Raw genomic sequence first — 24,213 nt, 5'->3', positions numbered from 1 at the left:
AAATGAAGAAACTTTTTAATTTTAAAAGTATAAAAATGAAAATCCTCTTTGGATTTTCCATTGTGATTTTACTTGTGTTTGGGTTGGGCGTTTATAATTATTTAAATATAATCTCAAGCAATAAGGAAGCTGAAAAGATTAAGAACGAGGAGCTCCCATTGTTAATTGCTAACGAAAAGTTAGCTTATTCTTTGGCTAATAGAATTGGAACAGCCCGTGGTTATGTACTATATGGGGGCGATTATAAAGACCGGTTTAATGCATATACGGAAATTGGTAAGGAATATGAGGAAACGGTTAGAAAGATAGGTGCTTCTGAAAAATTCGATGAACTCATTAAACAAACAGTTGCATGGCGGGAGTTTATTACAACCAAAGTATTTGATGAGTATGACAAAGGTAATAAAGAAGTCGCACTAAAAAACCTAGAAGAGTTGACGCCCATCGCACGTGATTTAATGGATGGTTATGAGGAATTGGCTACTAACAGAGAAAATTTAATTTACGAAGCGGAGCAAGTCATTATTGAAAACGGAAAAAAAACAATGATTATAGCGCTGATTGTAAGTATTTTGGTTGTTATCGTTAGTATTGTTACTGCACTTCTTACTTCTAGGGCGATTACAGTTCCTTTAATTAAAGTAATGGAGCGAATGAAATTAATTGCAAGCGGAGATTTAAGTCATGAGCCATTAATATCGAAATCACGTGATGAAATCGGACAGCTTGTTGTTGCTACAAACGAAATGAATCTTAATATTCGTGAATTATTAAGTGAAATAAATCACGTTTCTGAATCAATTACAGGTCAAAGTGAAGAGTTAACGCAATCAGCAAATGAAGTCAACTCCGGTTCCCAACAAATTGCTGCAACGATGCAGGAATTAGCGACTGGGACCGAATCACAAGCTACTAGTGCAAGTGATCTCGCTTCAGTGATGTCAACTTTTTCAACGATCGTTCAAGATGCTAATGCGAATGGAGAGATCATCCACCTAGCTTCAAATGAAGTTTTACAATTGACGAATGAGGGAAATCAGTTAATGGAATCCTCCAATGAGCAAATGGTTAAAATTGATCATATCGTCCAAGACGCAGTAGAAAAAGTGCAAGGTCTAAACATCAAATCACAAGAGATATCTACCTTGGTATCTGTTATTCAAGAGATTGCTGATCAAACAAACCTTTTGGCACTAAATGCAGCCATTGAAGCTGCAAGAGCTGGTGAACAAGGCAGAGGTTTTGCTGTTGTCGCAGATGAAGTGAGAAAATTGGCAGAGCAAGTGTCAGCATCTGTAGCTGATATTACAAACATTGTATCCGGTATTCAGGATGAAACGGGAATGGTTACAGAATCACTGCAAGCTGGATATGTTGAGGTATCAGAAGGAACAAGCCAAATAAAAACGACACGACAAACCTTTGAAGGAATAAGTACGGCGGTATTGGCTATGGCGAATAGTATTAATACAGTGTCAGATAACTTATCTTCCATTTCTTCCAACAGTGAAATAATGAATGGGGCAATCTCAGATATTGCGGCCATTTCTGAAGAGTCAGCAGCAGGAGTAGAACAAACTTCTGCATCATCTCAACAAATAAGCAGTTCAATGGAAGAGGTGGCTGCTAGCTCTGATGAACTTGCGAAATTAGCTGAAAATCTAAATGGATTAGTTCATCAATTTAAGCTTTAGGAGTGATAATAATGGGAGCTTTAAAGGAACAATCTAGATATGATTTGTTATTAGCTCAATTTCAATATAGTGATTTATATTTAAATGAAAAAACAAAACAATCGTTGGAAAGAATCCGTACGTTTTTATACGAAGAAACTGATGTTCATTATCTTGTCTTTATACGACAAGAAACGTTAATTCAATATCTTCAGTATCACCGTTCAAAAAAATTCAATAGGATTTCTTTTATCCAGGCGATTAACGATATTAAAATCTTTCTTTTCTTTCTAAAGTCTAAAAAAGAAATAACAAGCATTCCAAAAATTGATTTGTCTTTACAAAATTTAAACCTTTGGATTAACTTATAATAATACAAGCTGATGCGTGGGAGAAATCCCGCGCTTTTTTATTTTTTACAAAAGCCATTTTACCCGCAATGTGTTAGGATTAAGTGGATGTTTTCTAGTGGAAGGAGAATCTTCATGGCTTGGCTATATGTTCTTTTTGCGACTATTGTAGAGATCTTTTGGGTGATTGGGTTACGCTATTCAACTACAGTCTGGGAGTGGCTCGGTACAATTATAATGATTGTGTTTAGCTTCTTTTTTATTATCAAGGCATGTGAGAAATTGCCTGCAGGAACTGTTTATGCTGTATTTACCGGTTCAGGGGCGGCTGCGATTGTGTTCATTGACTTCATTCTCTTCGGGGCTGATTTTTCCATTTTTAAAGTTATCTTCATTGGTTTAATCATTGTGGGTGTGATTGGAATTAAAATGACGACAGAAGACACCCCGTCTACAGAGCAAGGAGGAAAATAGGATGGAATGGGTATATCTGTTCATTGCCAGTTTTGGTGAAATATTCGGAGTGATGAGTATAAATCTGTATCTTCAAAAGAAGTCTTTCAGTAGGCTCCTTTTGATTGTTGTTACATTTGGACTAGGTTTTGTTTTTCTTGCACTTGCGATGAAAGAGATACCATTAGGTACGGCTTATGCGATATGGACGGGATTAGGTGCGGCAGGAGCAGTCATAATGGGTATTTTATTTTTTAAGGAGTCGGCAGGGTGGAAGCGAATTATATTTTTATTTTGTATTATCTCTGGTGCAGTAGGTTTAAAGCTGCTTGGGTAAACTACAGTGAGAATGTAAAGATTTAGGGAAAATAAGGAGAGCGAACGTTGAAAATAGTTAAGATCATCATGCAAATCACACTTTTATTTATCATGTATATGGCTGGTGTCTGGAGCCAAAAGACATTCGAGCTTTTCATTCCCGGCAGTATTATTGGAATGTTACTTTTATTAATTTTATTATTTACGCGGACGATAAGACAAGAATGGATCGAAACGGGTTCCCTTCTATTAGTTAGATACCTTCCGTTGCTCTTTCTGCCAGTAACAGTCGGGATCATTACTTTTTTGGATTTATTTACAGGGAAGGGTTTTTTCATTATTGTTATTGTCCTTATTAGTACTGCTCTCGTGATGGGATGTACAGGAGTAATTAGTCAGTGGATGATGATGAAAAAGGGGCAAGAAAATGAATAATTTTATGATCGGAGTACTTGCAATCTTAGCTACCATTACCATTTTCTTTGCTTCTAGATGGTTGAATAGAAAATTTCCTCATCCTTTAACCTTGCCAGTTTTAGTTTCAACAATTGCCATCGCTTCAGGACTCCTAATTTTCGATATTTCTTACGATACGTATTTTATAGGTGGTCAATGGATTGACCGATTTCTTGGTCCTGCGGTTGTCGCGCTTGCTTATCCTCTTTATCAACAGAGAGAAATTATTAAACAATATACTTTTATCATTTTTGTTGGGGTTTTTATTGGCTCTGTAATTGGGGTATTTAGTGGTTTAATGATGGGGAAGTGGCTGAATTTAGATCCGCTCATTATTAAGTCAGTTTTACCTAAATCAGTTACTTCGCCAGTAGCAATGGATATTGCCTACTCCATTGGAGCTTCTCCAGCGCTCGCAGTCGTTTTGGTTATGGTTGCCGGAATCAGTGGTGCAGTAATGGGTCCAACGATATTAAGATGGGCCGGAGTTCATGATCATCTTGCGAAAGGCTTAGGAATGGGCAGTGCTTCACATGCAATTGGAACGGCAAAATCGATGGAAATGAATGTGCAGCAGGGGGCCGCAAGTACTATAGCAATGATCCTTTGCGCAATTATTGTATCCATTATTACTCCTATTTTAGTTGTGTTGTTTTTGTAATCCAACAGTAATCGTATTGAAAACTGAATACGGTAAAATGTAGGATAGCCATCAAACTGCATACATAATGAAAGGGGACTAAGTATGGAGGAGCATGTAAAAAAATCTCTGGAAGAATGGAAAGAAGAAATTTGTGAGTTATTAATTGAAATAGATAAAGAATATGAAGAAATAAAAAGAGAACTGCAAGTTTATTCTTATAAATTTAGCATTACGAAACAAGTGATCCAATCGACGGTAAACGATGAAATTATTAGAAACATCCGTGAACTATACCACACGCCTTTTGAACGAAGATTTATTCAGTTAAAAGAGGGAATCAAGGACTTGGAAGAAAAGAAGAAGGTTTTTCAGATGTTTGTCGATAAAATCGATAGAGTGAAAGGCAAGGAAGAGGAAAGACAGCCTTTAGTAGTTCAATAGGAAAAATGAAAGCCCAAGGGAAGGGGAACCCTCTTGGGCTTTGTTTGTTGGGTAGATAGCTATGATAAGAGGGAAAGCAATATAACAATAACTCCAAGGACCAATGAACACCAAGCAAGAGCTTTTTGCGGAGAAGCTAAAACAATTAACCCTAAAACAGCAGCTAAACCGCCTAGCCAAATAGGAGCATAGAAAAATCCTACAACAGCAGCAAGAATACCTAACCAACCGAGCCACATGCCTGTCGATTTATTCATACTTAAACAACTCCTCCATATTATTTAATCGACACAATTACAACTTGTCTAAGGAACATACTGTTGCTGAATGGTCTTGCTGTATACTATGATTTTTGCAGGAGAAGTGACAATCATTAAATAGTAAAAAAGACAAAAAAACGGGGGTGAATTGCCCCGTTTTTTGAAAATTAGTTATCTTTACAATTTGCAGCTAGCTGATTAAGACAATCGCGTATCTTTTCATAGACAACATTCCGTTCGGTATTAAAGTCTGCTTCATTTCTGAAGCAAATGGGTTTATCGGCAATTAGCATTCGTTTATTTTTGCTGGCGTAAAGAGGTACAAAGTAAATATGTTGGCCAGTAGCCTGAAAATAATATTTTTCCAAAAATAGAAAACCACCGTACATCTCTTTCGTTTGTGAAGAACGATCACGGTAATCAATATCTGGGAATATCACAATACTTTCGCCTTTGCAAAGTACTGCAACGCTAAGATTGAATGTTTGCAGGATCTTTCTTGAGCCTCTATATACAGGGATACCTCTCCCAGATTGCAGAAGATGGGAAATTATATATGATAATGGTAAAGCGATTATTTTAGCCACGAATTTATTCAAACCAAATCTTTTCGTAAAGGTGTAATTAACATATTGTTTATAACAACTATGTTGGTCAAGTAAAGCATCAAAAATCCACGTTCGAATAAATTTCGGGAACCAGAGCATTGTCACAAAAGGCCCAAAGAGATTTTGATGGTGGGATACATACACGACGGGACCGTTAATATGCTGCGATAATTGTACTGAATATTTCGGATAAATAATTCTAAATATCCCCCGTATAAAAATAAATAAAGGCCCATAATAATTATTTATCATAATTTTTCCCACTCAATTGTTTCTGGAAATGCAGTCCACGTGTATAGGTAGAGTGAAAAAATTCTGTAATAAGTTTACGAAAAATGATGATAGAATCGATGATCGGGTTATAATGAGAACTTGCATTATTATTAAAGTATAGCGTTTGTATAGGAATCTCGTTGATCTTAATCTTTCTTTTCGCTGCATTGATTAACATATTCATTTCGTACTCGTATCGTTCGCCTTTAAGTTCTGTAATCCATTTAAGTTCATTATGAGGAATTCCTCGCAATCCTGTTTGCGTATCCTTTAATCTATAACGGAATAATAGTTGAAAAATAAAACTAGTTATTCTGTTTCCAAAATAACTGCGAACTGGAATATTAGATTCGTTAAAATCCCTCACTCCAAAAAAAATTCCTTCATTGCTATTGACCATTGCTTTTGCTACTTTGCACACATCTTCGACTGAATGTTGTCCATCAGCATCGGCTGTGATAACCCCTGTTAAAGTGTTTTTTTCATTTAGATAATGTTTAAATCCTGTTTTTAAAGCTCTGCCTTTTCCATAATTTTCTTTATGTGCTAAGACAGTACAACCTTTTATCATGCTTAATTCAGTAAAGATATATTTTAAATCTTCAAGGCTGCCATCATCTACAACAATAATGTGTGCAACACCTTCTGATAACAATGTTTTCACATACTCAATTAATGATTCATTTGGATTCAGAGCAGGTATGATGACTGTGCAATCGATCATAATCATATCCCCATTCCAACGATTAATTTTTATGCTAATCTACATAAATCAATCAAATGGATATAAGATGATTTGTTTCTAATGCTCTTTTTTATATGTATATTACCAATGTGTTATAAGAAGAACTTGAATGCCTTGCAATAGGGGGAAGCAAAAAAAACAGAATGTAGACAAAATCGCACCATGGCGATAGCGTCTACATTCTGCAGGGGATCTTTTTATTACAAAAAGACTTAGAACTCTTATCAGTTAAGCTTTAATGGCTATTCTCCGCCATTTCTAACTGGATTTTCTATACTTATTAGTCGTCATCACGCTGTTTAGCTCGCGCTTTTCCACCTTTTTCGCCGATTTCCTCATAGAAATCTTTGTCATGGTTTTTAGCTGTTGCCTCTCCGCCTTTTTGGCCGATTTCCTCATAGAATTCTTTATCATGAGTTCTTGCGGTTTCTTCGCCGCCCTTTTTACCAATCTCTTCATAGAATTCTCTATCGTGAGTTCTTGCAGTTTCTTCTCCACCTTTACGTCCTGCTTCCTCTACAGTCATTTTACCGTTGTTATTATTATCTTTTGCCATTATGAATTCCTCCTCTGTGTTTATCTTGTACATTAATACAAGTACCCGGCTTGTCTTGAAGAAAACATCATTTGTCAAGTGTTTCTTCAAATTAATATATTTGTTACATTCGTGTAATAAGAATTCCGTCCAAACGTATTCATCTTATTTTTCCAAGATTGATGTAATTGACCAGGTCCCCGAATTTTAGAACTTCATAAAATAAGTTTAGGCGACATAGGTTAATTTGAGGTGGTGTTGTGGGTAACATTGTAATCATACTATTTATGTATGTGGATATATGTATTGCAATTGGCTGTTACTTTTATTTTTTGCGGGTGAAGAAAAAAATCGGACTCCAGTTAGGGATGAATATCAGCATGGTAATGGGAGGGATGGCCGGATTACTTTCTGGGATCTTACTCATCTTGCAATTTCCCTTTCATTTCACATTGATTACAGTTATTTCCACTATAATCGGCGGCATAACGGGAGGCCTATTTGGATTATTATTCAATTACCAAATATTTGTGATGGGGGCCACGAATGCTATGGTCATTGGGCTAATGTCACCGATGATTGGAACAGTGTTAGAAATGCCATCCGTATATGTATGGTTTATTCAGGCCGTTTTTATTTTAAGTTTACTTACTATTATCATTGCAATTAAAAGGTCGTGATGTAAACCTTGTTCGTCATCTTGATGTTATTTATCTGGATTTTAGTTGAACTAGTTTCTATATATTCCATTATTAAAAAGAAACATTTATTATTTGATGAGCGTATTACGACCACAATGTGTACAGCCATTACTATGATTTCTTCTTTTTCCATAGCTCTTCACATTAAACTACTACTCCCTGAACCTTATATTGCTTTTTACCTTTTCCCAATCTTAACTGGGTTGATAATAGGCTGGAAGTTCGATAAAATCATCAAACCCGCTGCTTTAAGCGGTATTTATCACGGCACAATGGGAGGAATAATGGGAATGATGCTTGGGTCTGTTCTTCTAAATCCGGCTCTATGCAACATCCCAATCAAGTCAGATGCAATGATGGTTACAAACATGTATAGCCTTGCTATGTTCATAGCTTTAATTCATGGGCTAATTAGTCATTTAATCCGTTATTCGTTTAAGGGGAGGGGGGGAAACAAGTGAAAGTATTCGCCATTGCCCTCAGTTTAGTTGCCGGATTTTTTGCTTTTTATTTTTTATGGCCCAAATCAATCGAGTTACCGAAGATTGGTACTGTAAAAGAATGGCCACTTGAGGAAGTGAGTGGGAACCAATACAATCAAAAGAAACCGAAGCTCGTTACCTTCTTCTATACAAACTGTCCAGATGTTTGTCCTTTAACAATGTGGGATTTGAAAGATTTACAGAAAGAAATGATGAAAAAGGGGATATCCGATAATCGGTATTTGATTTTATCAGTAACATTAGACCCCGAATACGATACGGTAGAGAGAATAAAACAATATGAAAAGAGTTTTGAGATTACGAGTCCCAACTGGTTATTTTTTAGAGGTTCGGTTGCAAAAACAAAGAAATTTACCCAATACTTTAAGAACATGATTTACGAAAAAAATGAAGATGGATTTCTCACCCATTCCACGAATATGTATGTCGTTGATTCAAATGATCAAATAAGAGCCTATCACAATATGTCGACAGGTAAAAAGCGGGCGAATATTGAGGAGATTGCTGATCAATTAGGGGAGTTAGTGAATAAAAAGTGAAAAGAGCTTGAATTCACAAGCTCTTTTTCATATTTTCTTTAATGGATCTTTTCAAGCAATTTATACGCTTCTTCATTCGATTGAACAGACAATAGTTCGTTTCTAAATGAATCGTCCATCAACTTGCGCGATAGCATTTGAAGGATTTTTAAATGCTCGTTTCCTGCGCTTTCCTCTGGTACTGCAATCATGAAAATGATTTTTGCGTCTGTTCCATCTAAACTATGCCAGTCTACACCATCTCTTTTTAAACCAAACACAACCGCAGGCTCTCGTACAGCTTTTGATTTACCATGAGGAATGGCAATATTCATGCCGAGACCGGTTGTAGTTTCTTTTTCACGATTCATAATCGCTTGTTTGAACACATCTTTTGAATCAAGTACACCGTTGCGATCTAGTTTGCCTATTAATTCGTCAATAACTGAATCTCGAGACGTGCCCTGTAAATTGACGTCAATTAAATCGATACTTATAATATCCGTTAATTTGTGAATTTGTTTTACTTTATTTTCTTCTGCTACTTGCGGTTCAACAGACGGTGCTTGATCTACATCAACATTCTTCTTCAAAAAGTTAACCATTATGGCCGTTACAAATACCCCAACAATTGCTGCAATGAAGAACATAACGACGTTATCGACAGCGCCGAGCACTGCAACAATAGGGCCTCCGTGTGCTACTCGATCACCGACGTTACCAATCATAGCAATGACCGATCCGACCATTGATCCAACCATAATACTTGGAATAACTCGAAGCGGATCCTGTGCGGCAAATGGAATGGCACCTTCCGTAATACCGAACAATCCCATCGTAAATGCAGCTTTTCCTGCTTCCTGTTCTGTTTTCCGGTATTTCTTTTTGTTTAAAAAGGTTGCAAGTCCCATGCCGATTGGAGGAATACAAATTGCTACGGCAATTGGTCCCATAATTCCATAGTTACCTTCTACTATCATCGCTGATCCGAATAAGAAAGCCACTTTATTAAATGGGCCACCCATATCAAATGAAATCATCGCTCCAAGAATAATTGCCAGTAATATTGAACTTGTTCCTTGCATTCCGGCTAACCATGTAGTTAAAGCCTCAAATATTCCAGCAACTGGAGCTCCAATAATATAAATGAAAGCTAATCCGACAATCAATGAGGCGAAAATAGGAATAATGATAATGGGCATAATGGGTTGCAGTGCTTTAGGCACTTTAATATTTTTAATTGCGAGTGCAACATAACCCGCAAGGAAACCGGCGATAATTCCACCGATAAATCCGGCTCCTGCTTCACTGCCGTAAAAACTACCATTCGCAGCAATAAAACCGCCGATCATTCCCGGTGCTAATCCTGGTCGATCTGCAATACTAACGGCGATAAATCCAGCTAAAATTGGAATCATAAAGGTGAAGGCTGCGCCTCCAAGACTTTCAATCGTTTTCCAAATGGAATCCTCTGGAATGACAATCCCACCCGGTGTTTTTTCTCCACCCAAAGTTAAGGCAATCGCGATTAATAATCCACCAATGACAATAAACGGAATCATATAAGATACACCATTCATTAAATGGCGATAAATCGGATTTTGCTTAGAAGCTCGTTCTTTCTTTGTATCTTCTATTGAACGCTGCTCAGGTTTATAGACAGGTATATCTCCATTTTGAAATTTGCTAATTAATTCTTCAGGTCGGCGGATTCCGTCTTGAACACCTGTTACGATAACTTTTTTACCTGCAAACCGTTCTTTTGGAACTGATTTGTCAGCGGCAATAATAATGCCATCTGCCTCTTGAATATCCTTATCAGTGAGCGCATTCTCCACTCCTGTTGAGCCTTGTGTTTCAACTTTTATCTGAACGCCTAATTGGTCAGCTGCTTTTTGGAGATTTTCAGCGGCCATATATGTGTGAGCGATACCAACTGGACATGCAGTTACAGCTAATATTTTCATATTAAACTACTCCTTTTAAGATTAATAGTACTATATATTGTATACTCTAAGGGGGATCTGATATATATATACCATTTTACAGGATGTACCAGTAAAATGGTAATCACAATCATTAATAGAGGGACTGAAGACAGATATTGGTGAAGCTGGAGTTTTGAGTCCAGCACCGAAGCAATCGAGATAGATATCAGTAAAAAGGGACTTTGCTAGTCTTTGATAGACAAGCAATCCTTCTATAAAAAATGACCTATCCGCGTTTGCGAATAGGTCTATGATTTTACCTGGTATTGTACTGCTTTGTCCCCATTAATTGATCAGTAATAATATTTTTATTTTTTATCATGTTTTGCTTTTGTGAAAGATGGAAGACCTGTAATATATCCTACATCTCCCGATTTGTTCACTCCAATTTCCTTGTCAATCGTTTCGATCAGCTTTTCTTTATCAACGGCTGTAATACTTTTACCTTCGAGTTCATCGCCAGGGTGCTGATAGTTACTCATAATATAGGCAAATCCATTACGGTCATCCGCCGCCATCAGTCCTGTTGCTTCCGCTCCAGCCGGGACAGATAGAACACGGGAAAGTTTTTTCGTCTTAGTATTATATGCCCACACATAGTTATTCGTATGCATGCCGCTATCTTCTCCAATAAAGAGTGTTCCCATCGCGTCAGAATAGGATAGATTGTCTGGGTTTGCGACTTTTTCAGGATGGGCTGTATTCCCATATGCATCAGCCTTTGCCATGTCCTCGCCAATAATGATGCCCTTCATGGAAGCTGCTACATAGCTGCTATTAATCTTATTTCCATTCCGATCTTTTTGGCTAGCTTGTAAATCCAGTTCATACGTAACACCGGATTTGATTTTTGGAAGGCGGATATCATCCTGCGGATCAGTAGGATTCACTTCCATTCCTTTACTTTGATCGGAAATCGCCATATACGCTTTTTTATCAGCTGTATTAAGAGCAAGTCCTTCCATTTTATTAAACTCGCTCGTTGCACCAAGTGTTGCCGCGTAGCGTCGCGTTTCTAGGAAGGCAGCCGCCTGTTCCATTCCTGGCTTCACTTTCAAATACTCTACCTGCTGTTTATTGGCGTATGTTTTAATTTCTGAAAATCCTTCTTTCGGTTCATTTGATGTTTCAAAAATATCGCTAAAAGTAATACCGTCTGTAATATATTTTTCAATCTCTTTATCTGTTGCATGGCCTAGCTTAATCCAAGAAAGATCCCCAGAACCACCATTTTCAGTTCCTGTCTGATTAAATTTAGCCGCATATAATGTTCCGCTGGAAAGATCCTTCGCTTTATCTGCGACGTACATAAGCATCATCGTATAAGCGCCGTCATCCCCGAAGTAAGCTGTTTTGCTGTCTGGCATCATCTTCATTAATTCTTTCGAAAAACGCCCGGTACTATAATGCTTCACTGCTTTTGCTTTGCCGTTTGGATGAACGATTACTTCTGGAACGAATCCATACCAATATGGGTTTGCCTTCTCCATTCCCTCTTTGCCAAAATAATAGTTTGCGAATGCTTTTACATTCGTAGAATCCTTGTCTGTTCCAATTTCTTGTTCGAAAATTCTTGCATCGGGTTCATATTCCTCAGATCCTAAATGAGTGTTCCAAGGGGATAGTGAGCCGTTACATGGAATCCAAAGTCCATTTGTTCCGGCAAAATCAATTTTTTCAACACCCGCAACAGTCAAATTTCCTGTTTTTTTATCTTGTTGTAATGATGTTAAGGTCATTGAAGCAGGAACTCTTCCATAAGCGCTGGAGCCAGAGTGATCCACGGTTTGATATTCGTAGTGAGAAACTAAATGAAGCTTACCGCTATTACCATTCAATGGCTCCAGTAAACTGTTCGAATCTGGTGCATCTGAAATAAATGGAACGGGATCATTTGGAACACTGTTGTCCATGATCGGATTGCCCTGCGCGTCAATAGGTGTACCAGCAGGAACTTGTTTTCCTTTCATATTAAAAGTATCAGTTGATTTAAAAAGTTTTTCATAACGGAGCGGTAATGTTTTCTTCGTTCCATCACTATACTTCACATCAATGGTTGCATTTGAATACGCCTTTGACATTTCCTCAATTGTTGTCGGTGCATCCATGCCATTAAATTCAACCGAATCTACAACAACACTTTTCGGAGCGGCTTGTATAGAAGCCGCAGAAGGGATAAGCAGTGATGCAGCCAGTGTTAAAGCAAGATGTTTTTTCATTCCAGTCCAACCTCCATTAATATGATATGTACAGTCCAATCATAATCTATGAGTATAAAGGTTTTATTAATTTCATATTAAGAGATTGTTCGAAATTGCTAACATTCAGGTAACGTATTTTGTTAAAAGAGAAAAAACAGCGCCAAAGTTCATAAACTTTGACGCTGTTCTTCGTTAAAATTTCGGCCCTTTTTGTTTTCCTTCCCCTGGTACAAGATCTTTTACAATTGGCCATCCATCTTCCCATACGATGGGATCAATCATCATTGGTCGTCTTGTAGCGCCATTTGGCAGCCAGCCATTCTCCTTATCAATCGCATGGTATACAATCCAGTCAGTCCCTTTTTTATCAGTGACAATAGCGTTATGTCCAGGCCCGGCAAAATTATCACCCTCAGCTAAGACGAGTGTTCCTTCTGAATAAAGAAGATCATTTCCGTCTTTATCTAAATACGGTCCTTTAATAGAGTCCGCTTTTCCAACACTAACACGATAAGTACTCCATTCTCCTTCACAACAAGAACCTAGCGAACCAAAGAAATAATACGCTCCATCTTTTTCCATGATCCAGGGAGCCTCAAAGGCAGTTCCAGCAATTTCGAACTTGTCTCCAACTGTACTGAACCCATCTTTTGAAAGTTCGATGCCGTAAATTCCATGGAAACTGCCCCAAAATAAGTAGGGGGTTCCATCTTTATCAATATAATGAAAAGGATCGATCGAGTTTAAAACACCAATTTCATCACTTGTAAATAGTGGGCCTTGGTCTTTAAATGGACCTTCGGGCTTTTCAGCAGTAGCAACGCCAATTCCCGGGTTTGCATCTCCCCACGTTGACATAGAATAGTATAAATAGTATTGATCATTAAAAAATGCAATATGTGGTGCCCACAAGCCCCCATCTTTCCAATCAGGTTTCGTATCAAATGTAAAAGCATCTCCAATATATTCCCAACTGATTAAATCTTTTGAACGAATGATTGGAAGATAATGAGACCCTTTTCCATCACCCCAGTCATCTTCCGTTCCATAAGCATACAGGTACCCATCATCTGCTTTGATTACTGACGGATCTGCAATCACTGGCTCAAAGACGGGATTTTTGTACTCCGTCGTTTGATTAAAAAATAAGAAATAGGAAATGACTGCCAATGTTAAAATTGCTAGAGGAATGAACATGAATACTTTCGCATTCCCTTTCTTCACTTGCTTGCTTTCTACTTTGCTCAATTAATTTTCCATCTCCTTAAAAAAATATTTTAAAAGCGCTAACAAAAAATAATAAACCAAACTAAAGTGTTTAACTGGTAAAATAAATATAAAATATGTAATACTCTATAAATAAATTATTGTTTCAAACAAGAAAGATGAAATGAAGTTAATTTTATTCTATAGTATTTATAAAGTTTGTTCAAAACATTTTTTCTGTAATGAATGATTTAAGGGGGGAAGCAACTTTGTTAGAACTAACAATTGATGAATCAGATACACTGATAAAAGTATCACATGCCTTATCTTCAAAAATTCGGATAGATATTTTAAAGCTGCTTAACTTTCAAAAAATGAATATAAATGAACTGGCTGAAAAGTTGGATCTCCCGGTTTCCACTATAGCTTCCAACATTAAAGTGCTTGAAAATGCCGATATCATCGCAACAGAAATACAGCCTGCATCAAGGGGAACAATGAAGGTGTGCTCCCGTAATTTTGATGACGTGTATATCAACTTAAATTTGAATATGGGTCACAATAATCCAAATAATTATTATCAAATTGAAATGCCTGTAGGCCACTATATCAATTGTGATATAGCACCTACATGTGGATTAATTGGTAAAACTGGAATCATTAAGCCTGAAGATGAACCGTCTATTTTTTTTCTGCCGGAACGCATGAATGCACAGTTATTATGGTTCCGCAAAGGCTTTGTTGATTATCGTTTCCCGCTTTTTCTCCCTGCCAATAGTGTCGTCCAGTCGCTTCAGTTTTCAATGGAGCTTTGTTCAGAAGCCCCTCGGTATGACCATGACTGGCCATCAGATATTACGATTTGGATCAATGGGGTTGAAATATATACATGGACCTGTCCAGGGGATTTTGGTGACAGAAAAGGCAGGCTAAATCCTACATGGTTCCCAGAAAATAGTACGCAATACGGATTATTAAAAACATGGAAGATTGACAATAATGCTAGTTATTTAGATGACGTAAAGGTATCTGCCGTAAATTTATTAGATATAAAGCTAGGAACGCAGAAGTATGTCGATTTAAGAGTTGGGATTAAACAAAATGCAAAAAATGTCGGCGGAATAAATCTGTTCGGTAAAGAGTTAGGGGATTATGAGCAAGATATTTTAATGCGGGTGATTTATTAAAAAGGCTCCATTTGCTTCAGGTTTTCTGAACAAATGGAGCTTTTTTTATGAATAAGTAAAAAATTCTTTTGCAAAGTTATTGACGGAACCTTTTGCAACCGTTATCATGAAGTTAATAGGTGCAACAAAGTTGTTTGGTATAAAAAAGTTGTATTAAATGAGCAAGGACTTTTATCTTGGTAGATCGAATGCATAGGCAGTCTATCTATAAAATAATTAGGGGGTAGAAAAATGAAACCGGTAAAAATACTGGCAGTAATGTTTCTTAGTTTCATAGTTGTATTAGCGGGATGCAGCAAAAGTTCCGGAAGTAATGCAAAAGGTGAAATTACACTTCAATATTGGAATATATTCACCGGGCCAGATGGCGAGAACATGAAAAAAATGGTTGATGAATTCAACAAGGATCATAAAGGAGAAATTCAAATTAAGTCGGAAACAATGCCGGCAGGAAACTTTTATGACAAAGTCCGTACTGTTGTTTCACAAGGTAAAGCACCAGATGTTGCAATCATGCATTTAGATCAAATTGCGAAATATTCCGCTATGGATGTTCTAGAACCTCTTGATGAATTAGCGGATAATTTAAATATGAGTGAAAGTGATTTCATTCAACAAGTGTGGAATGCAGGGGTTTATGATGGTAAACGCTACGGTGTACCGCTAGACGTTCATCCGCTTGCATTGTACTACAATAAAGATTTATTAGAAAAATCCGGATTTGATGCACCACCGAAAACATTAGAAGAACTTATTTCAATGAGTAAAAAAATTCAAGAAGATAATAGTGGCGTATGGGGAACAGCCATTCCACCATTATGGCCGTCAGGATTTATTTTCCACTCAGCACTTTATCAGTTTGGTGGGGAAAGTGTGAGTCCGGATGGATTAACACCGCTTTACAACAGTGAAGCAGGCGTAAATGCGCTACAAACGATGGCAGATCTTGTACACAAAGAAGGGGTTTCACCGAAAAACATCCAACAAGATGGAGAAGTTACATTATTCCGTCAAGGAAAATTGGCCTTCCACTTTAATGGAATTTGGATGATTAACGGATTTAATGAGCAAGATGGACTAAACTATGGTGCCGCTCCAATTCCTGTCTTCGGTGAAAAAGAAGCGACATTTGCTGGATCACATAACTTTGTTATCCCAAAACAAAAGAAACAAGATCCTGCAAAATTAGAAGCAGCGATGACATTTATTAAATATATTACTGATAATAGCTTAGAGTGGGCGAAAGCGGGACAAATTCCGGCGAAAAACTCTGTTCGTGACAGCGATGAGTTTAAAGCCCTTGAACACCAAAGTGCCATTGCAGAACAAGTTCCATATTTAGTGTTCCCACCAGCATCACCAACATTTATGGATGCATGGTCACCTACGGATGAAGCGATCAACCTAGCAGTTTTAGGTAAAAAATCTGCAAAAGAAGCGTTAGACGCTGCAGCTGATAAAGGCAAGAAACAAGCTGAAGCAGCTGCCAAGAAATAAAAACTACATGAAAAAAGGTGGGGGCCCCGGCACCCTCCCTTTTTTTGAAATGAGAAGGAGGGCGAGAAAGTGAAACCAAAGATCGATCGTTCAGAAATAAAAAATCTTCAAGTTAACAAAGATAAACCAGTCTTAAATAAACTTTCGCCTTATGCATTTATCGCGCCACATTTATTCTTTTTTACCGTGTTTATGATTTTTCCCACCATATACGGAATTTATCTCAGTTTTCATTCTTGGGACTTCTTTAGTTCTCCGGTATTCGTCGGGTTACAGAACTATGCGGATTTGATTGTGAATAAGGATAGTCTCTATTTCACTTATTATTGGGATGCATTTAAACATACCCTCTTATTTGTCGTTTTTGCAGTCCCTCTATTAATCTCCATTCCACTTTTAATCGCAATGGCCGTTGACACGAAAACATGGGGAAGTAATTTTTTTAGAGCCTTATTCTATGCACCTAGCTTGTTTTCAATTGCAACTGTCGCGTTGATTTGGATTTGGATGCTCGATACAAATGCTGGTCTTGTAAACTATTATTTAAATAAACTTGGGTTTGAAAATATACCATGGTTAACGGATCTACCGTGGGCATGGGTTTCAATTATCGTCATGACGATATGGTGGACATTAGGATCGAATATGATTTTATTTTTAGCTAGTTTACAGGATGTGTCTCCTGAATTACATGAGGCAGCAAAAATCGATGGCGCAAACGCAATTCATCGCTTTTGGCATGTCACCTTACCAGGAATAAAAAACCAAATGATTTTTATTTTAATTATGACGACTATTGCTTCCTTTAACATATTCGGACAGCCGTTTATGGCGACAAAAGGCGGGCCAGGTACTGACACGAAAGTCCTTCTTATGTATATACAGGAAGTGGCATTTACCGGGAGTTCTGAAGCTGGAGTAGCTTCAGCCATGGCGATCATTATGGGCTTTTTCTTAGTGATTGTGAGTGTAATTCAATTTAAAGTTATTGGAAAAGAGGATAAGAAAGCTTAATTTTCTTAGAAAGGAGGAAGCAATATGTCTGTAAAAAGTGAAGAACGAAAAATAAAAACGACGAGTTTTATCTTTTTGTCGGCCGTAGGGGTTTTGTGGATAGCACCTTTAATTTGGATTTTATCAACATCATTAAAGCCAGAAAGTGCGGCAATATCCTGGCCAATAAGATGGATTCCCGAAACACCAACACTGAAAAACTATATTGATGTCATCTCAAATACGAGTGAGGCACCGATTTTGAAGTGGTTTGTTAATAGTCTGTTTATTGCTGTTAGCCATACTGTATTAGTCTTGTTTATTGCCTCTTTGGCGGCCTATGCTTATTCGCGATTAGAATTTAAGGGAAGAGACAAAATCTTTTGGTCCTTAATGGCGACAATGATGATTCCGCCAATCATGAACTTGATTCCAGCCTACAGTATTGTAAATTTCCTAGGATGGATTGATACACCATGGGCAATGATTATCCCTGGTCTTGGCGGAGTATTCGGCATTTTCTTATTACGCCAATTTTTCCTCGGAATTCCAAAAGAACTCGAAGAAGCGGCGATTATCGACGGTGCAACACTCTTTCAAATATATTGGAAAATTATCCTTCCTCTATCAAAACCGGCGCTTGTGGTGCTTGCATTATTCACGTTCATGGGCAACTGGAATGATTTCTTATGGCCGCTCATTGTAACGAACAGTATAGAAATGAGAACATTACCAGTAGGATTATCGATCCTACAAGGCACATACAATATTCAATATGCGAAAATGATGGCTGCAACATTTATTTCAGCGGTACCAGTATTAATTTTATTCCTACTGGCACAACGATTCTTTGTTAAAGGAATCTCACTCTCAGGAGTGAAGGGGTGATCTAAGTGAAAGCTTCGTTACGGGTATTTCATAAAAGTATCTTTGAAACGTATCACCAACTAGGCTTTGTTTTACGGATCAGTCTTTTGTGGTTACTTTGTTCTATTCCCATCGTTACGATTGGATTTGCAACAATCGGATTGCTATATAGTATCGAGAAGAAACAAAAGGGAGAAGACGATTTTCACAATTTTTTTATTGGTATGAAAAGATATCAAAAGCCGACACTTCTTCTGACTGTTTTATACGCAGTAATCATGATTCCAGGTGGAGTTTATTTTTCAATATTATTTTCGCTTAATAATATTTGGGCAATCAGTTTTTCGTTTGCGCTATTGTATTTAATGTTTAGCGTTCAATTTATGATGATGTATATGGTTTCATTGATGGTGAAGCAAAACTTGCTAGATGTGAAACTAATCATCATTCGATCTTTTCGATTATTTATTGAGAATGTTAGTTTTACGTTGAATCTATCTATATATATCTTGTTAATAACGATTCTTTCGCTTTTGGTCCCAATCTTATTGCTTGTCTGGGCAGGGTTATTAGGATTTATAGCCTATTATTCACTTCTTTATTTACTAGCAAAATATGAATCTCGTCCATATGAGGCTGATTTAGAAGTAAGTTGGAGAGGCGCATGGAAGCCTTGGAAAGCATATTGACAGTAAAAAATATAATTTAGGGAGAGATTTCACATGAATCAACCAAGACCAGAATATCCACGTCCACAATTCGTTCGAAATGAGTGGATCAATTTAAACGGAGTATGGAACTTTTCATTTGATGATGAGAATCTAGGAATGAACAATAAATGGTATAAGGACCATACGTATGAACAAGAAATAACCGTCCCATTTTCATATCAAAGTGAATTAAGCGGGATTGGTAATACGGATTTTCATGATATTGTCTGGTATGAAAGAACGTTTACTATCCCAAGTGACTGGAATGATAAACGCATCATTCTTCATTTTGGAGCGGTAGATTACCGAGCTCAAGTATGGGTGAATGGCGAGCTTGTTGCCACTCATGAGGGAGGACATGTTCCTTTTAAAGCGGATATTAGTCATGTCATTAAGGCAGAAAACAAAGTAGTTGTTCGTGCGGAAGATCCGTCAAAAGAATTGGATCAACCACGTGGAAAACAATATTGGAAAGAAAAATCAGAGTCGATTTTCTATACACGTACGACTGGAATTTGGCAAACGGTTTGGCTTGAAGCTGTTAATGAGAGCTACCTCGAAAAAGTAAAGTTCACACCTAATATTGATACGGATGAAGTTGTCGTTGACTATGTGGTCAATGGAGGAACAGCGGAACAGCAACTGGAAATTGAAATCTCCTTTGACGGTGAACTAGTAGCAAAAGATGCTGTTCATCTTGGTTCAAATAGCGGTTCTCGACAAATCTATTTAAGCGATTTTAATGTTCACGGTCCAGGCAGACTTTGGAGTCCGGAACATCCGAATTTGTATGATATCGTTCTCCGAGTAAAGGAAAATGATCATACAGTAGATGAAGTCACAAGTTATTTTGGCATGCGGAAGGTATCGATCGTTGAAGGCAAATTTTTGCTGAATAACCGTCCTTACTATCAGAAACTTATTCTTGACCAAGGCTATTTCCCTAAAGGAATTTTAACTCCTCCAAGTGATGAGGACCTGAAAAAAGATGTAGAACTAACGAAAGAAATGGGCTTTAATGGTGCGCGTAAGCATCAAAAGGTAGAAGATCCACGTTATTTATATTGGGCAGATAAATTAGGCCTGCTTGTCTGGGGAGAAATGGCCAATAGCTATACGTATACAAACGAATCAGTTGAAAGAATTACAAAAGAATGGCAAGAGGTAATTGAACGAGATTATAGTCATCCGTCCATCGTTGCATGGGTACCGTTAAACGAAAGCTGGGGTGTACCGCGTCTTCTTTCTGATGACCGTCAAGTGGCACATAGCTTAAGCCTATATTACTTAACGAAATCACTTGATAGCACTCGTCCTGTGATTTCCAATGATGGATGGGAACATACCAAATCCGATCTGCTTACAATCCATGACTATGAGTCGAAAAAAGAAGTATTAACAGAAAGATATTCTACGGTTGAGAGTACAATATCAGCAATGCCTGCCGGAAGATTTATTTTAACACCAGGTTTTTCATATCAAGATGAACCCATCCTCGTTTCTGAGTTTGGCGGGATTGCCTATAAAAAGAGTGATTGGGAAGGCTGGGGATATAGTGGAGCGGATAGTGACGAAGATTTTGCAGATCGTTACAATGCCGTCGTCTCAGCAATGCTTGAGTCACCAACTGTTCAAGGATTTTGCTACACACAACTAACGGATGTCGAGCAAGAGATTAATGGTTTATTGACTTATGATCGTGAACCGAAAATTCCGCTTGAAACGATTCGTGCGATTAATGAAGGTAAAACATATAAGATTGAAAAAGTTGAGGCAAAATAAATGATTTATCATAATCCAGTCATTTTTGTTCCTGATATGGATCATGGCGATCCTGCTATTTTGAAATATAACGGAAAATACTATTTATACCATACAGGACAATATGAAATCCTCGTCTATGAGTCCACAAATCTTGTAGATTGGGAAAAAGTTGGCGTTGCACTTACAGCGTCAAATGATAAAAATCATTGGGCTCAAATTGATCTTTGGGCCCCTGAAATCATCCATTATAATGGAACGTTTTATATGTACGTGACTGGTGCGATGACAAAAGCCGATGGCAATGCCGATGATGAAATTCGTCACATTGGTGTCGCTAAAAGTACAAGTCCAATCGGTCCATTTATCTTAAATGCCGAGCCATTAACGAATGAGTGGTCGATTGATGCACATCCCTTCTTAGATGATGATGGCCAGTGGTTTTTATTTTACAACGTCCGAAACGAGTATACAAAAGGTCCTAACGGTGTCATCGGCTGTGGGAATGTTGTTGATAAAATGATAGATTTTGAAACCCTTGCCGGCAATCCAACGCTTGTTGTCAAACCTGAAATGATGCATGAGGGGAATAAAGAAGGGACATGGTTTTGGAACGAGGGTCCATTTGTTTTAAAGAAAAACGGTGTATATTATCAAATGTACAGCGCTGGTTGGTTCGGTGATGATACGTACGGAATGTATGTTGCGACTTCTAAAGTACCAATGGGGCCAAATGGAATGAATGATACGACCTGGAAGAAGTGGGAAGGCGGTAAACCGATTCTTGCAAGCAATGCTGCATGCTTCGGACCTGGCCACCATGTTGTAACGAGCGGTCCTAATGGTGTAGATAAGTATGTGGTCTATCATGGATATGAACCAGATCCAGAAAAAAAGGGAAGAAAAGTTCATGTTGGTAAATTTGAATGGCAAGATGATCTTATTAAAATTGAGGAGCCAACTTTAGAAGCGATTCCTGCACCATCGCTACCAACGGTCGATTGTAGATTTGATGATGGAATTCATTCGATTAATAAGAGTTTAGCTTCCCATCCAGCTAATTCGTTTTACTTTGAGACCAACCTATCTACGGTTAACCCTGAGAATTCTACACTTGGCGGAAGCCTTTCTGATGAGAATGGGATGGTCCTAAAATGGACAATTGATCCAGACGAGAAGGCATTTGAAGTTCGCCAAGGGGATAGTCACAATAAAACATTATTAAAAAATGACCCTGATTTTTCTACATATCAACATTTGTCGATTGAAAAAACAGGTGATGTTGTGGCGCTTCAAGTTAATGGATTGGTGGTCTACAAAAGGACTATTCAATCCTCAAACTTGAAGGTTCAACTAATTGAAGATCCATCGGTCACATATAAAGGAACACTCTTAACGGTTCTTTAAATTAGGAAAGGATGCAGCATATTTTCGTGCTGCATCCTTTTTTGAGCATAATTAAAGGGGTTTCTCATCTGCTTGGAGTATGTTAATACATAGAAGAAATTATTTAAAAGGTGGTAAAAAAATGAACTCCCATTTGAAATTTGATTTTCATACGCATCACTACCGTTGTGGACATGCCCGCGGTGAGATAAGAGATTATATCGAAGCAGCAATAAATAACGGTTTGGATATGATTGGTATTGCAGATCATTCACCGTATTTTGCAAGTGAAGAAGAACAGCCTTTTCCTGGCATTGCTATGGGAAAAAGTGAATTCCCAGCTTATATCAGAGAAGTTTTAATGTTGAAGGAAGAGTTTCAGGGGAAAATCGATGTTCTTTTAGGGATTGAATCAGACTTTTTTCCAGACCATATCAACCTTTATAAAAAACAATATGATCAGTATCCTTTTGATTATATTATCGGTTCTGTTCACCATGTAGATGGCATTAATATTTTTAAGAAGGGTCGATGGGATGGTTTGACTGAACAAGAAAAAATAGCGACGAAAGAAAGATATTATCATCTCATTGAACAATCAGCGAAAAGTGGGTTATTTCAAATTCTCGGGCATATTGACGCAATGAAGGGATTTTATCCCGCTTTTTCTAAGATTCAAACGAATGCAATCGATCATACTTTAAAAGTAATCGGTGAAAATGAGATTGCCATTGAAATCAATACTTCAGGTAATACGAAGGACTGCGGCGGCTGGTACCCAGCAGATGATATTCTTGAAAGAGCGCTTTATTATGGAGTAAAACCTACTTTCGGATCTGATGCACATGATCCGGAAAGAGTTGGCGACGAGTTTGAATTGGTGAGACAGCGACTCAAAGAAATTGGTTTTAAAGATTGGGCTTATTTTAAAGAAAAGAAAAGATATCTTGATCATTTGTAGGAGGATAACGCAACAATGTATAAAGTTACTCAGAAACAAGATGCAAATTTTACAATCTATGAAGTAACCGATTCAAATGCGCATTCATGGATAAAAGTGGCTCCTGAAAGAGGGGGAATCATAACTGGTTTTGGTGTACATGGCGAGGAATTATTATTTTTGAATAAAAAGACCTTTTATGATGAAGAGGCCAATGTTAGAGGTGGAATACCAATTTTATTTCCTATATCAGGCCAATTAGTGGATGGGAAGTACGAGTGGGATGGTAAAGTATATGAAATGAGAAACCACGGATTTGCTAGAAATTATCCGTGGGAAGTTATGAATACTGACACAACTGACGGTGCTTCGATCACCTTAAGACTAAGAAGCAATGAAGAAACCAGAAAATCTTTTCCGTTTGATTTTGAAGTAATCTTTACATACGTATTGCAAGGAAATACTTTGAGCATCCAGCAAGAATATGTAAATAAATCGGAATCTGACATGCCAATTTATCCAGGTTTTCATCCATATTTCAAAACTTCCGAGAAAAATCTTACATATGAAACAGATGCAAAAACGTATCGCGATGATAATGATTTTAAAATTAAGAATGTGAAGGAAGGATTAGATTTATCCGATAAGAAGGAATCGCTTGTTTTATTGGATGCTATAAAAAAGGAAATTGCTTTTGAATTGCCGGAACTGAATAAAAAGGTGTTAATGAAATACGGCGAAGAATTCAAATACGTTTATTTATGGACAGAAAAGGGGCAAGACTTTGTTTGTGTAGAGCCATGGATGGCTATGACGAATGAAATGAATCGTAAAGAAGAATTGCCTATAATTGGCCAGGATGAATCTTTAAAAACGGTTATCACTATATCTGTAGAGTGAGTAAATATAATTTTTTGTGATAGTCCGTTTTAGAGTTGCTTTACACATTTATGGAGCTACACTTATGCAACCAACTTGTTATAACCCGATAAAATCTGTG

At 37.5% G+C, this 24,213-nt stretch carries 25 protein-coding genes and 1 pseudogene; 19 read left to right on the top strand and 7 right to left on the bottom strand.

Going from position 1 to position 24,213, the window contains the following annotated elements:
• The first annotated feature begins 2 nt into the window (after positions 1-2).
• The 7 genes from KHA88_RS19425 (at position 3) to KHA88_RS19395 (ending at position 4,334) form a co-directional block, all read left to right on the top strand.
• Positions 3-1,694 (top strand): methyl-accepting chemotaxis protein, encoded by a 1,692-nt coding sequence (locus KHA88_RS19425; protein WP_213099914.1) that lies wholly within the window; start codon positions 3-5, stop codon positions 1,692-1,694.
• Positions 1,695-1,705: 11 nt separating this feature from the next.
• Positions 1,706-2,044, top strand: a complete 339-nt coding sequence (locus KHA88_RS19420) for a hypothetical protein (RefSeq protein ID WP_213108715.1) — start codon at positions 1,706-1,708, stop codon at positions 2,042-2,044.
• Between the two features lie 114 nt (positions 2,045-2,158).
• A complete protein-coding gene (locus KHA88_RS19415) occupies positions 2,159-2,497 on the top strand; it encodes a DMT family transporter (protein ID WP_213099916.1) in 339 nt (112 codons plus the stop codon).
• Position 2,498: 1 nt separating this feature from the next.
• Positions 2,499-2,813: a DMT family transporter gene (locus KHA88_RS19410; RefSeq protein ID WP_213099917.1), complete on the top strand. Its 315-nt coding sequence runs from the start codon at positions 2,499-2,501 to the stop codon at positions 2,811-2,813.
• Between the two features lie 47 nt (positions 2,814-2,860).
• The gene (locus tag KHA88_RS19405) at positions 2,861-3,229 is read left to right on the top strand and encodes a CidA/LrgA family protein (RefSeq protein WP_249313337.1); all 369 of its coding nucleotides are present in this window, start codon (positions 2,861-2,863) and stop codon (positions 3,227-3,229) included.
• A complete protein-coding gene (locus KHA88_RS19400; protein ID WP_213099918.1) occupies positions 3,222-3,911 on the top strand; it encodes an LrgB family protein in 690 nt (229 codons plus the stop codon). Before KHA88_RS19405 ends, KHA88_RS19400 begins: the two co-directional genes overlap by 8 nt.
• A gap of 84 nt (positions 3,912-3,995) precedes the next feature.
• A complete protein-coding gene (locus KHA88_RS19395) occupies positions 3,996-4,334 on the top strand; it encodes a hypothetical protein (protein WP_213099919.1) in 339 nt (112 codons plus the stop codon).
• Positions 4,335-4,393: 59 nt separating this feature from the next.
• Here KHA88_RS19395 and KHA88_RS19390 read toward each other — a convergent pair whose 3' ends face one another.
• The 4 genes and pseudogenes from KHA88_RS19390 to KHA88_RS19375 all read right to left on the bottom strand — a co-directional run.
• Positions 4,394-4,591, bottom strand: a complete 198-nt coding sequence (locus tag KHA88_RS19390; protein ID WP_213099920.1) for a hypothetical protein — start codon at positions 4,589-4,591, stop codon at positions 4,394-4,396.
• Positions 4,592-4,761: 170 nt separating this feature from the next.
• Complete coding sequence (locus KHA88_RS19385; protein ID WP_213122672.1) at positions 4,762-5,454, bottom strand: lysophospholipid acyltransferase family protein; 693 nt, start codon at positions 5,452-5,454, stop codon at positions 4,762-4,764.
• The gene (locus KHA88_RS19380; protein ID WP_213122671.1) at positions 5,444-6,199 is read right to left on the bottom strand and encodes a glycosyltransferase family 2 protein; all 756 of its coding nucleotides are present in this window, start codon (positions 6,197-6,199) and stop codon (positions 5,444-5,446) included. Before KHA88_RS19380 ends, KHA88_RS19385 begins: the two co-directional genes overlap by 11 nt.
• A gap of 304 nt (positions 6,200-6,503) precedes the next feature.
• Positions 6,504-6,776: pseudogene (locus tag KHA88_RS19375) on the bottom strand (KGG domain-containing protein); the annotation flags it as partial.
• Between the two features lie 239 nt (positions 6,777-7,015).
• On the opposite strand from KHA88_RS19375, the gene KHA88_RS19370 reads away from it, so the two are divergent.
• Genes KHA88_RS19370 through KHA88_RS19360 form a run of 3 tightly spaced genes read left to right on the top strand, consistent with a single transcriptional unit; the run spans position 7,016 to position 8,498 of the window.
• Positions 7,016-7,435, top strand: a complete 420-nt coding sequence (locus KHA88_RS19370) for a hypothetical protein (RefSeq protein ID WP_346729209.1) — start codon at positions 7,016-7,018, stop codon at positions 7,433-7,435.
• Between the two features lie 23 nt (positions 7,436-7,458).
• The gene (locus KHA88_RS19365; protein ID WP_213122702.1) at positions 7,459-7,917 is read left to right on the top strand and encodes a hypothetical protein; all 459 of its coding nucleotides are present in this window, start codon (positions 7,459-7,461) and stop codon (positions 7,915-7,917) included.
• Positions 7,914-8,498, top strand: a complete 585-nt coding sequence (locus KHA88_RS19360) for an SCO family protein (protein WP_213122670.1) — start codon at positions 7,914-7,916, stop codon at positions 8,496-8,498. The genes KHA88_RS19365 and KHA88_RS19360 overlap by 4 nt, the downstream gene beginning before the upstream one ends.
• A 38-nt stretch (positions 8,499-8,536) precedes the next feature.
• Here the strand turns inward: KHA88_RS19360 and KHA88_RS19355 are convergent, their stop codons facing one another.
• The 3 genes from KHA88_RS19355 to KHA88_RS19345 all read right to left on the bottom strand — a co-directional run bounded on the left by KHA88_RS19355 (position 8,537) and on the right by KHA88_RS19345 (position 13,914).
• The gene (locus KHA88_RS19355) at positions 8,537-10,444 is read right to left on the bottom strand and encodes a PTS fructose transporter subunit IIABC (protein WP_213122669.1); all 1,908 of its coding nucleotides are present in this window, start codon (positions 10,442-10,444) and stop codon (positions 8,537-8,539) included.
• 329 nt (positions 10,445-10,773) lie between these two features.
• Positions 10,774-12,684, bottom strand: coding sequence for a PhoX family protein (locus tag KHA88_RS19350; RefSeq protein ID WP_213122668.1), 1,911 nt, complete (start codon positions 12,682-12,684; stop codon positions 10,774-10,776).
• Positions 12,685-12,858: 174 nt separating this feature from the next.
• Entirely contained in the window at positions 12,859-13,914 is a 1,056-nt protein-coding gene (locus tag KHA88_RS19345; RefSeq protein ID WP_249313336.1) for a family 43 glycosylhydrolase, read from the bottom strand.
• Positions 13,915-14,141: 227 nt separating this feature from the next.
• Here KHA88_RS19345 and KHA88_RS19340 point away from each other — a divergent pair, with 227 nt between their 5' ends.
• From KHA88_RS19340 to KHA88_RS19300, 9 genes are all read left to right on the top strand, one after another.
• A complete protein-coding gene (locus tag KHA88_RS19340) occupies positions 14,142-15,059 on the top strand; it encodes an ArsR/SmtB family transcription factor (protein WP_213099927.1) in 918 nt (305 codons plus the stop codon).
• A 231-nt stretch (positions 15,060-15,290) separates the two neighbouring features.
• A complete protein-coding gene (locus KHA88_RS19335; protein ID WP_213099928.1) occupies positions 15,291-16,556 on the top strand; it encodes an ABC transporter substrate-binding protein in 1,266 nt (421 codons plus the stop codon).
• Positions 16,557-16,625: 69 nt separating this feature from the next.
• Positions 16,626-17,570 (top strand): carbohydrate ABC transporter permease, encoded by a 945-nt coding sequence (locus KHA88_RS21360; protein ID WP_346729208.1) that lies wholly within the window; start codon positions 16,626-16,628, stop codon positions 17,568-17,570.
• Positions 17,571-17,594: 24 nt separating this feature from the next.
• A complete protein-coding gene (locus KHA88_RS19325) occupies positions 17,595-18,437 on the top strand; it encodes a carbohydrate ABC transporter permease (protein ID WP_213108704.1) in 843 nt (280 codons plus the stop codon).
• Positions 18,438-18,442: 5 nt separating this feature from the next.
• Positions 18,443-19,105 carry a DUF624 domain-containing protein gene (locus KHA88_RS19320; RefSeq protein WP_213122667.1) on the top strand — a complete coding sequence of 221 codons (663 nt, stop codon included), beginning with the start codon at positions 18,443-18,445 and terminating at the stop codon, positions 19,103-19,105.
• 33 nt (positions 19,106-19,138) lie between these two features.
• Positions 19,139-20,908, top strand: coding sequence for a glycoside hydrolase family 2 protein (locus tag KHA88_RS19315; protein ID WP_213099932.1), 1,770 nt, complete (start codon positions 19,139-19,141; stop codon positions 20,906-20,908).
• A complete protein-coding gene (locus KHA88_RS19310; RefSeq protein ID WP_213122666.1) occupies positions 20,909-22,294 on the top strand; it encodes a glycoside hydrolase family 43 protein in 1,386 nt (461 codons plus the stop codon).
• Between the two features lie 121 nt (positions 22,295-22,415).
• Entirely contained in the window at positions 22,416-23,234 is an 819-nt protein-coding gene (locus KHA88_RS19305; protein ID WP_213108700.1) for a histidinol-phosphatase, read from the top strand.
• Positions 23,235-23,249: 15 nt separating this feature from the next.
• Positions 23,250-24,113: an aldose epimerase family protein gene (locus tag KHA88_RS19300; RefSeq protein ID WP_213099935.1), complete on the top strand. Its 864-nt coding sequence runs from the start codon at positions 23,250-23,252 to the stop codon at positions 24,111-24,113.
• Positions 24,114-24,213 lie beyond the last annotated feature (100 nt).

Origin of the sequence: Lederbergia citrea (assembly GCF_018343525.1) — a bacterium.
GTDB lineage: Bacteria > Bacillota > Bacilli > Bacillales > Bacillaceae_C > Lederbergia > Lederbergia citrea.
Note: the sequence above shows the minus strand (reverse complement) of the source record. Positions and strands in the feature narration are given on the sequence as shown.

What these genes read in the sequence shown, in the direction of transcription:
- KHA88_RS19425 (WP_213099914.1), top strand. Translation starts at nt 3, where the DNA reads ATGAAGAAACTTTTTAATTTTAAAAGTATAAAAATGAAAATCCTCTTT.
- KHA88_RS19420 (WP_213108715.1), top strand. Translation starts at nt 1,706, where the DNA reads ATGGGAGCTTTAAAGGAACAATCTAGATATGATTTGTTATTAGCTCAA.
- KHA88_RS19415 (WP_213099916.1), top strand. Translation starts at nt 2,159, where the DNA reads ATGGCTTGGCTATATGTTCTTTTTGCGACTATTGTAGAGATCTTTTGG.
- KHA88_RS19410 (WP_213099917.1), top strand. Translation starts at nt 2,499, where the DNA reads ATGGAATGGGTATATCTGTTCATTGCCAGTTTTGGTGAAATATTCGGA.
- KHA88_RS19400 (WP_213099918.1), top strand. Translation starts at nt 3,222, where the DNA reads ATGAATAATTTTATGATCGGAGTACTTGCAATCTTAGCTACCATTACC.
- KHA88_RS19395 (WP_213099919.1), top strand. Translation starts at nt 3,996, where the DNA reads ATGGAGGAGCATGTAAAAAAATCTCTGGAAGAATGGAAAGAAGAAATT.
- KHA88_RS19390 (WP_213099920.1), bottom strand. Translation starts at nt 4,591, where the DNA reads ATGAATAAATCGACAGGCATGTGGCTCGGTTGGTTAGGTATTCTTGCT.
- KHA88_RS19385 (WP_213122672.1), bottom strand. Translation starts at nt 5,454, where the DNA reads ATGATAAATAATTATTATGGGCCTTTATTTATTTTTATACGGGGGATA.
- KHA88_RS19380 (WP_213122671.1), bottom strand. Translation starts at nt 6,199, where the DNA reads ATGATCGATTGCACAGTCATCATACCTGCTCTGAATCCAAATGAATCA.
- KHA88_RS19365 (WP_213122702.1), top strand. Translation starts at nt 7,459, where the DNA reads ATGTTATTTATCTGGATTTTAGTTGAACTAGTTTCTATATATTCCATT.
- KHA88_RS19355 (WP_213122669.1), bottom strand. Translation starts at nt 10,444, where the DNA reads ATGAAAATATTAGCTGTAACTGCATGTCCAGTTGGTATCGCTCACACA.
- KHA88_RS19350 (WP_213122668.1), bottom strand. Translation starts at nt 12,684, where the DNA reads ATGAAAAAACATCTTGCTTTAACACTGGCTGCATCACTGCTTATCCCT.
- KHA88_RS19335 (WP_213099928.1), top strand. Translation starts at nt 15,291, where the DNA reads ATGAAACCGGTAAAAATACTGGCAGTAATGTTTCTTAGTTTCATAGTT.
- KHA88_RS19325 (WP_213108704.1), top strand. Translation starts at nt 17,595, where the DNA reads ATGTCTGTAAAAAGTGAAGAACGAAAAATAAAAACGACGAGTTTTATC.
- KHA88_RS19315 (WP_213099932.1), top strand. Translation starts at nt 19,139, where the DNA reads ATGAATCAACCAAGACCAGAATATCCACGTCCACAATTCGTTCGAAAT.
- KHA88_RS19310 (WP_213122666.1), top strand. Translation starts at nt 20,909, where the DNA reads ATGATTTATCATAATCCAGTCATTTTTGTTCCTGATATGGATCATGGC.
- KHA88_RS19305 (WP_213108700.1), top strand. Translation starts at nt 22,416, where the DNA reads ATGAACTCCCATTTGAAATTTGATTTTCATACGCATCACTACCGTTGT.
- KHA88_RS19300 (WP_213099935.1), top strand. Translation starts at nt 23,250, where the DNA reads ATGTATAAAGTTACTCAGAAACAAGATGCAAATTTTACAATCTATGAA.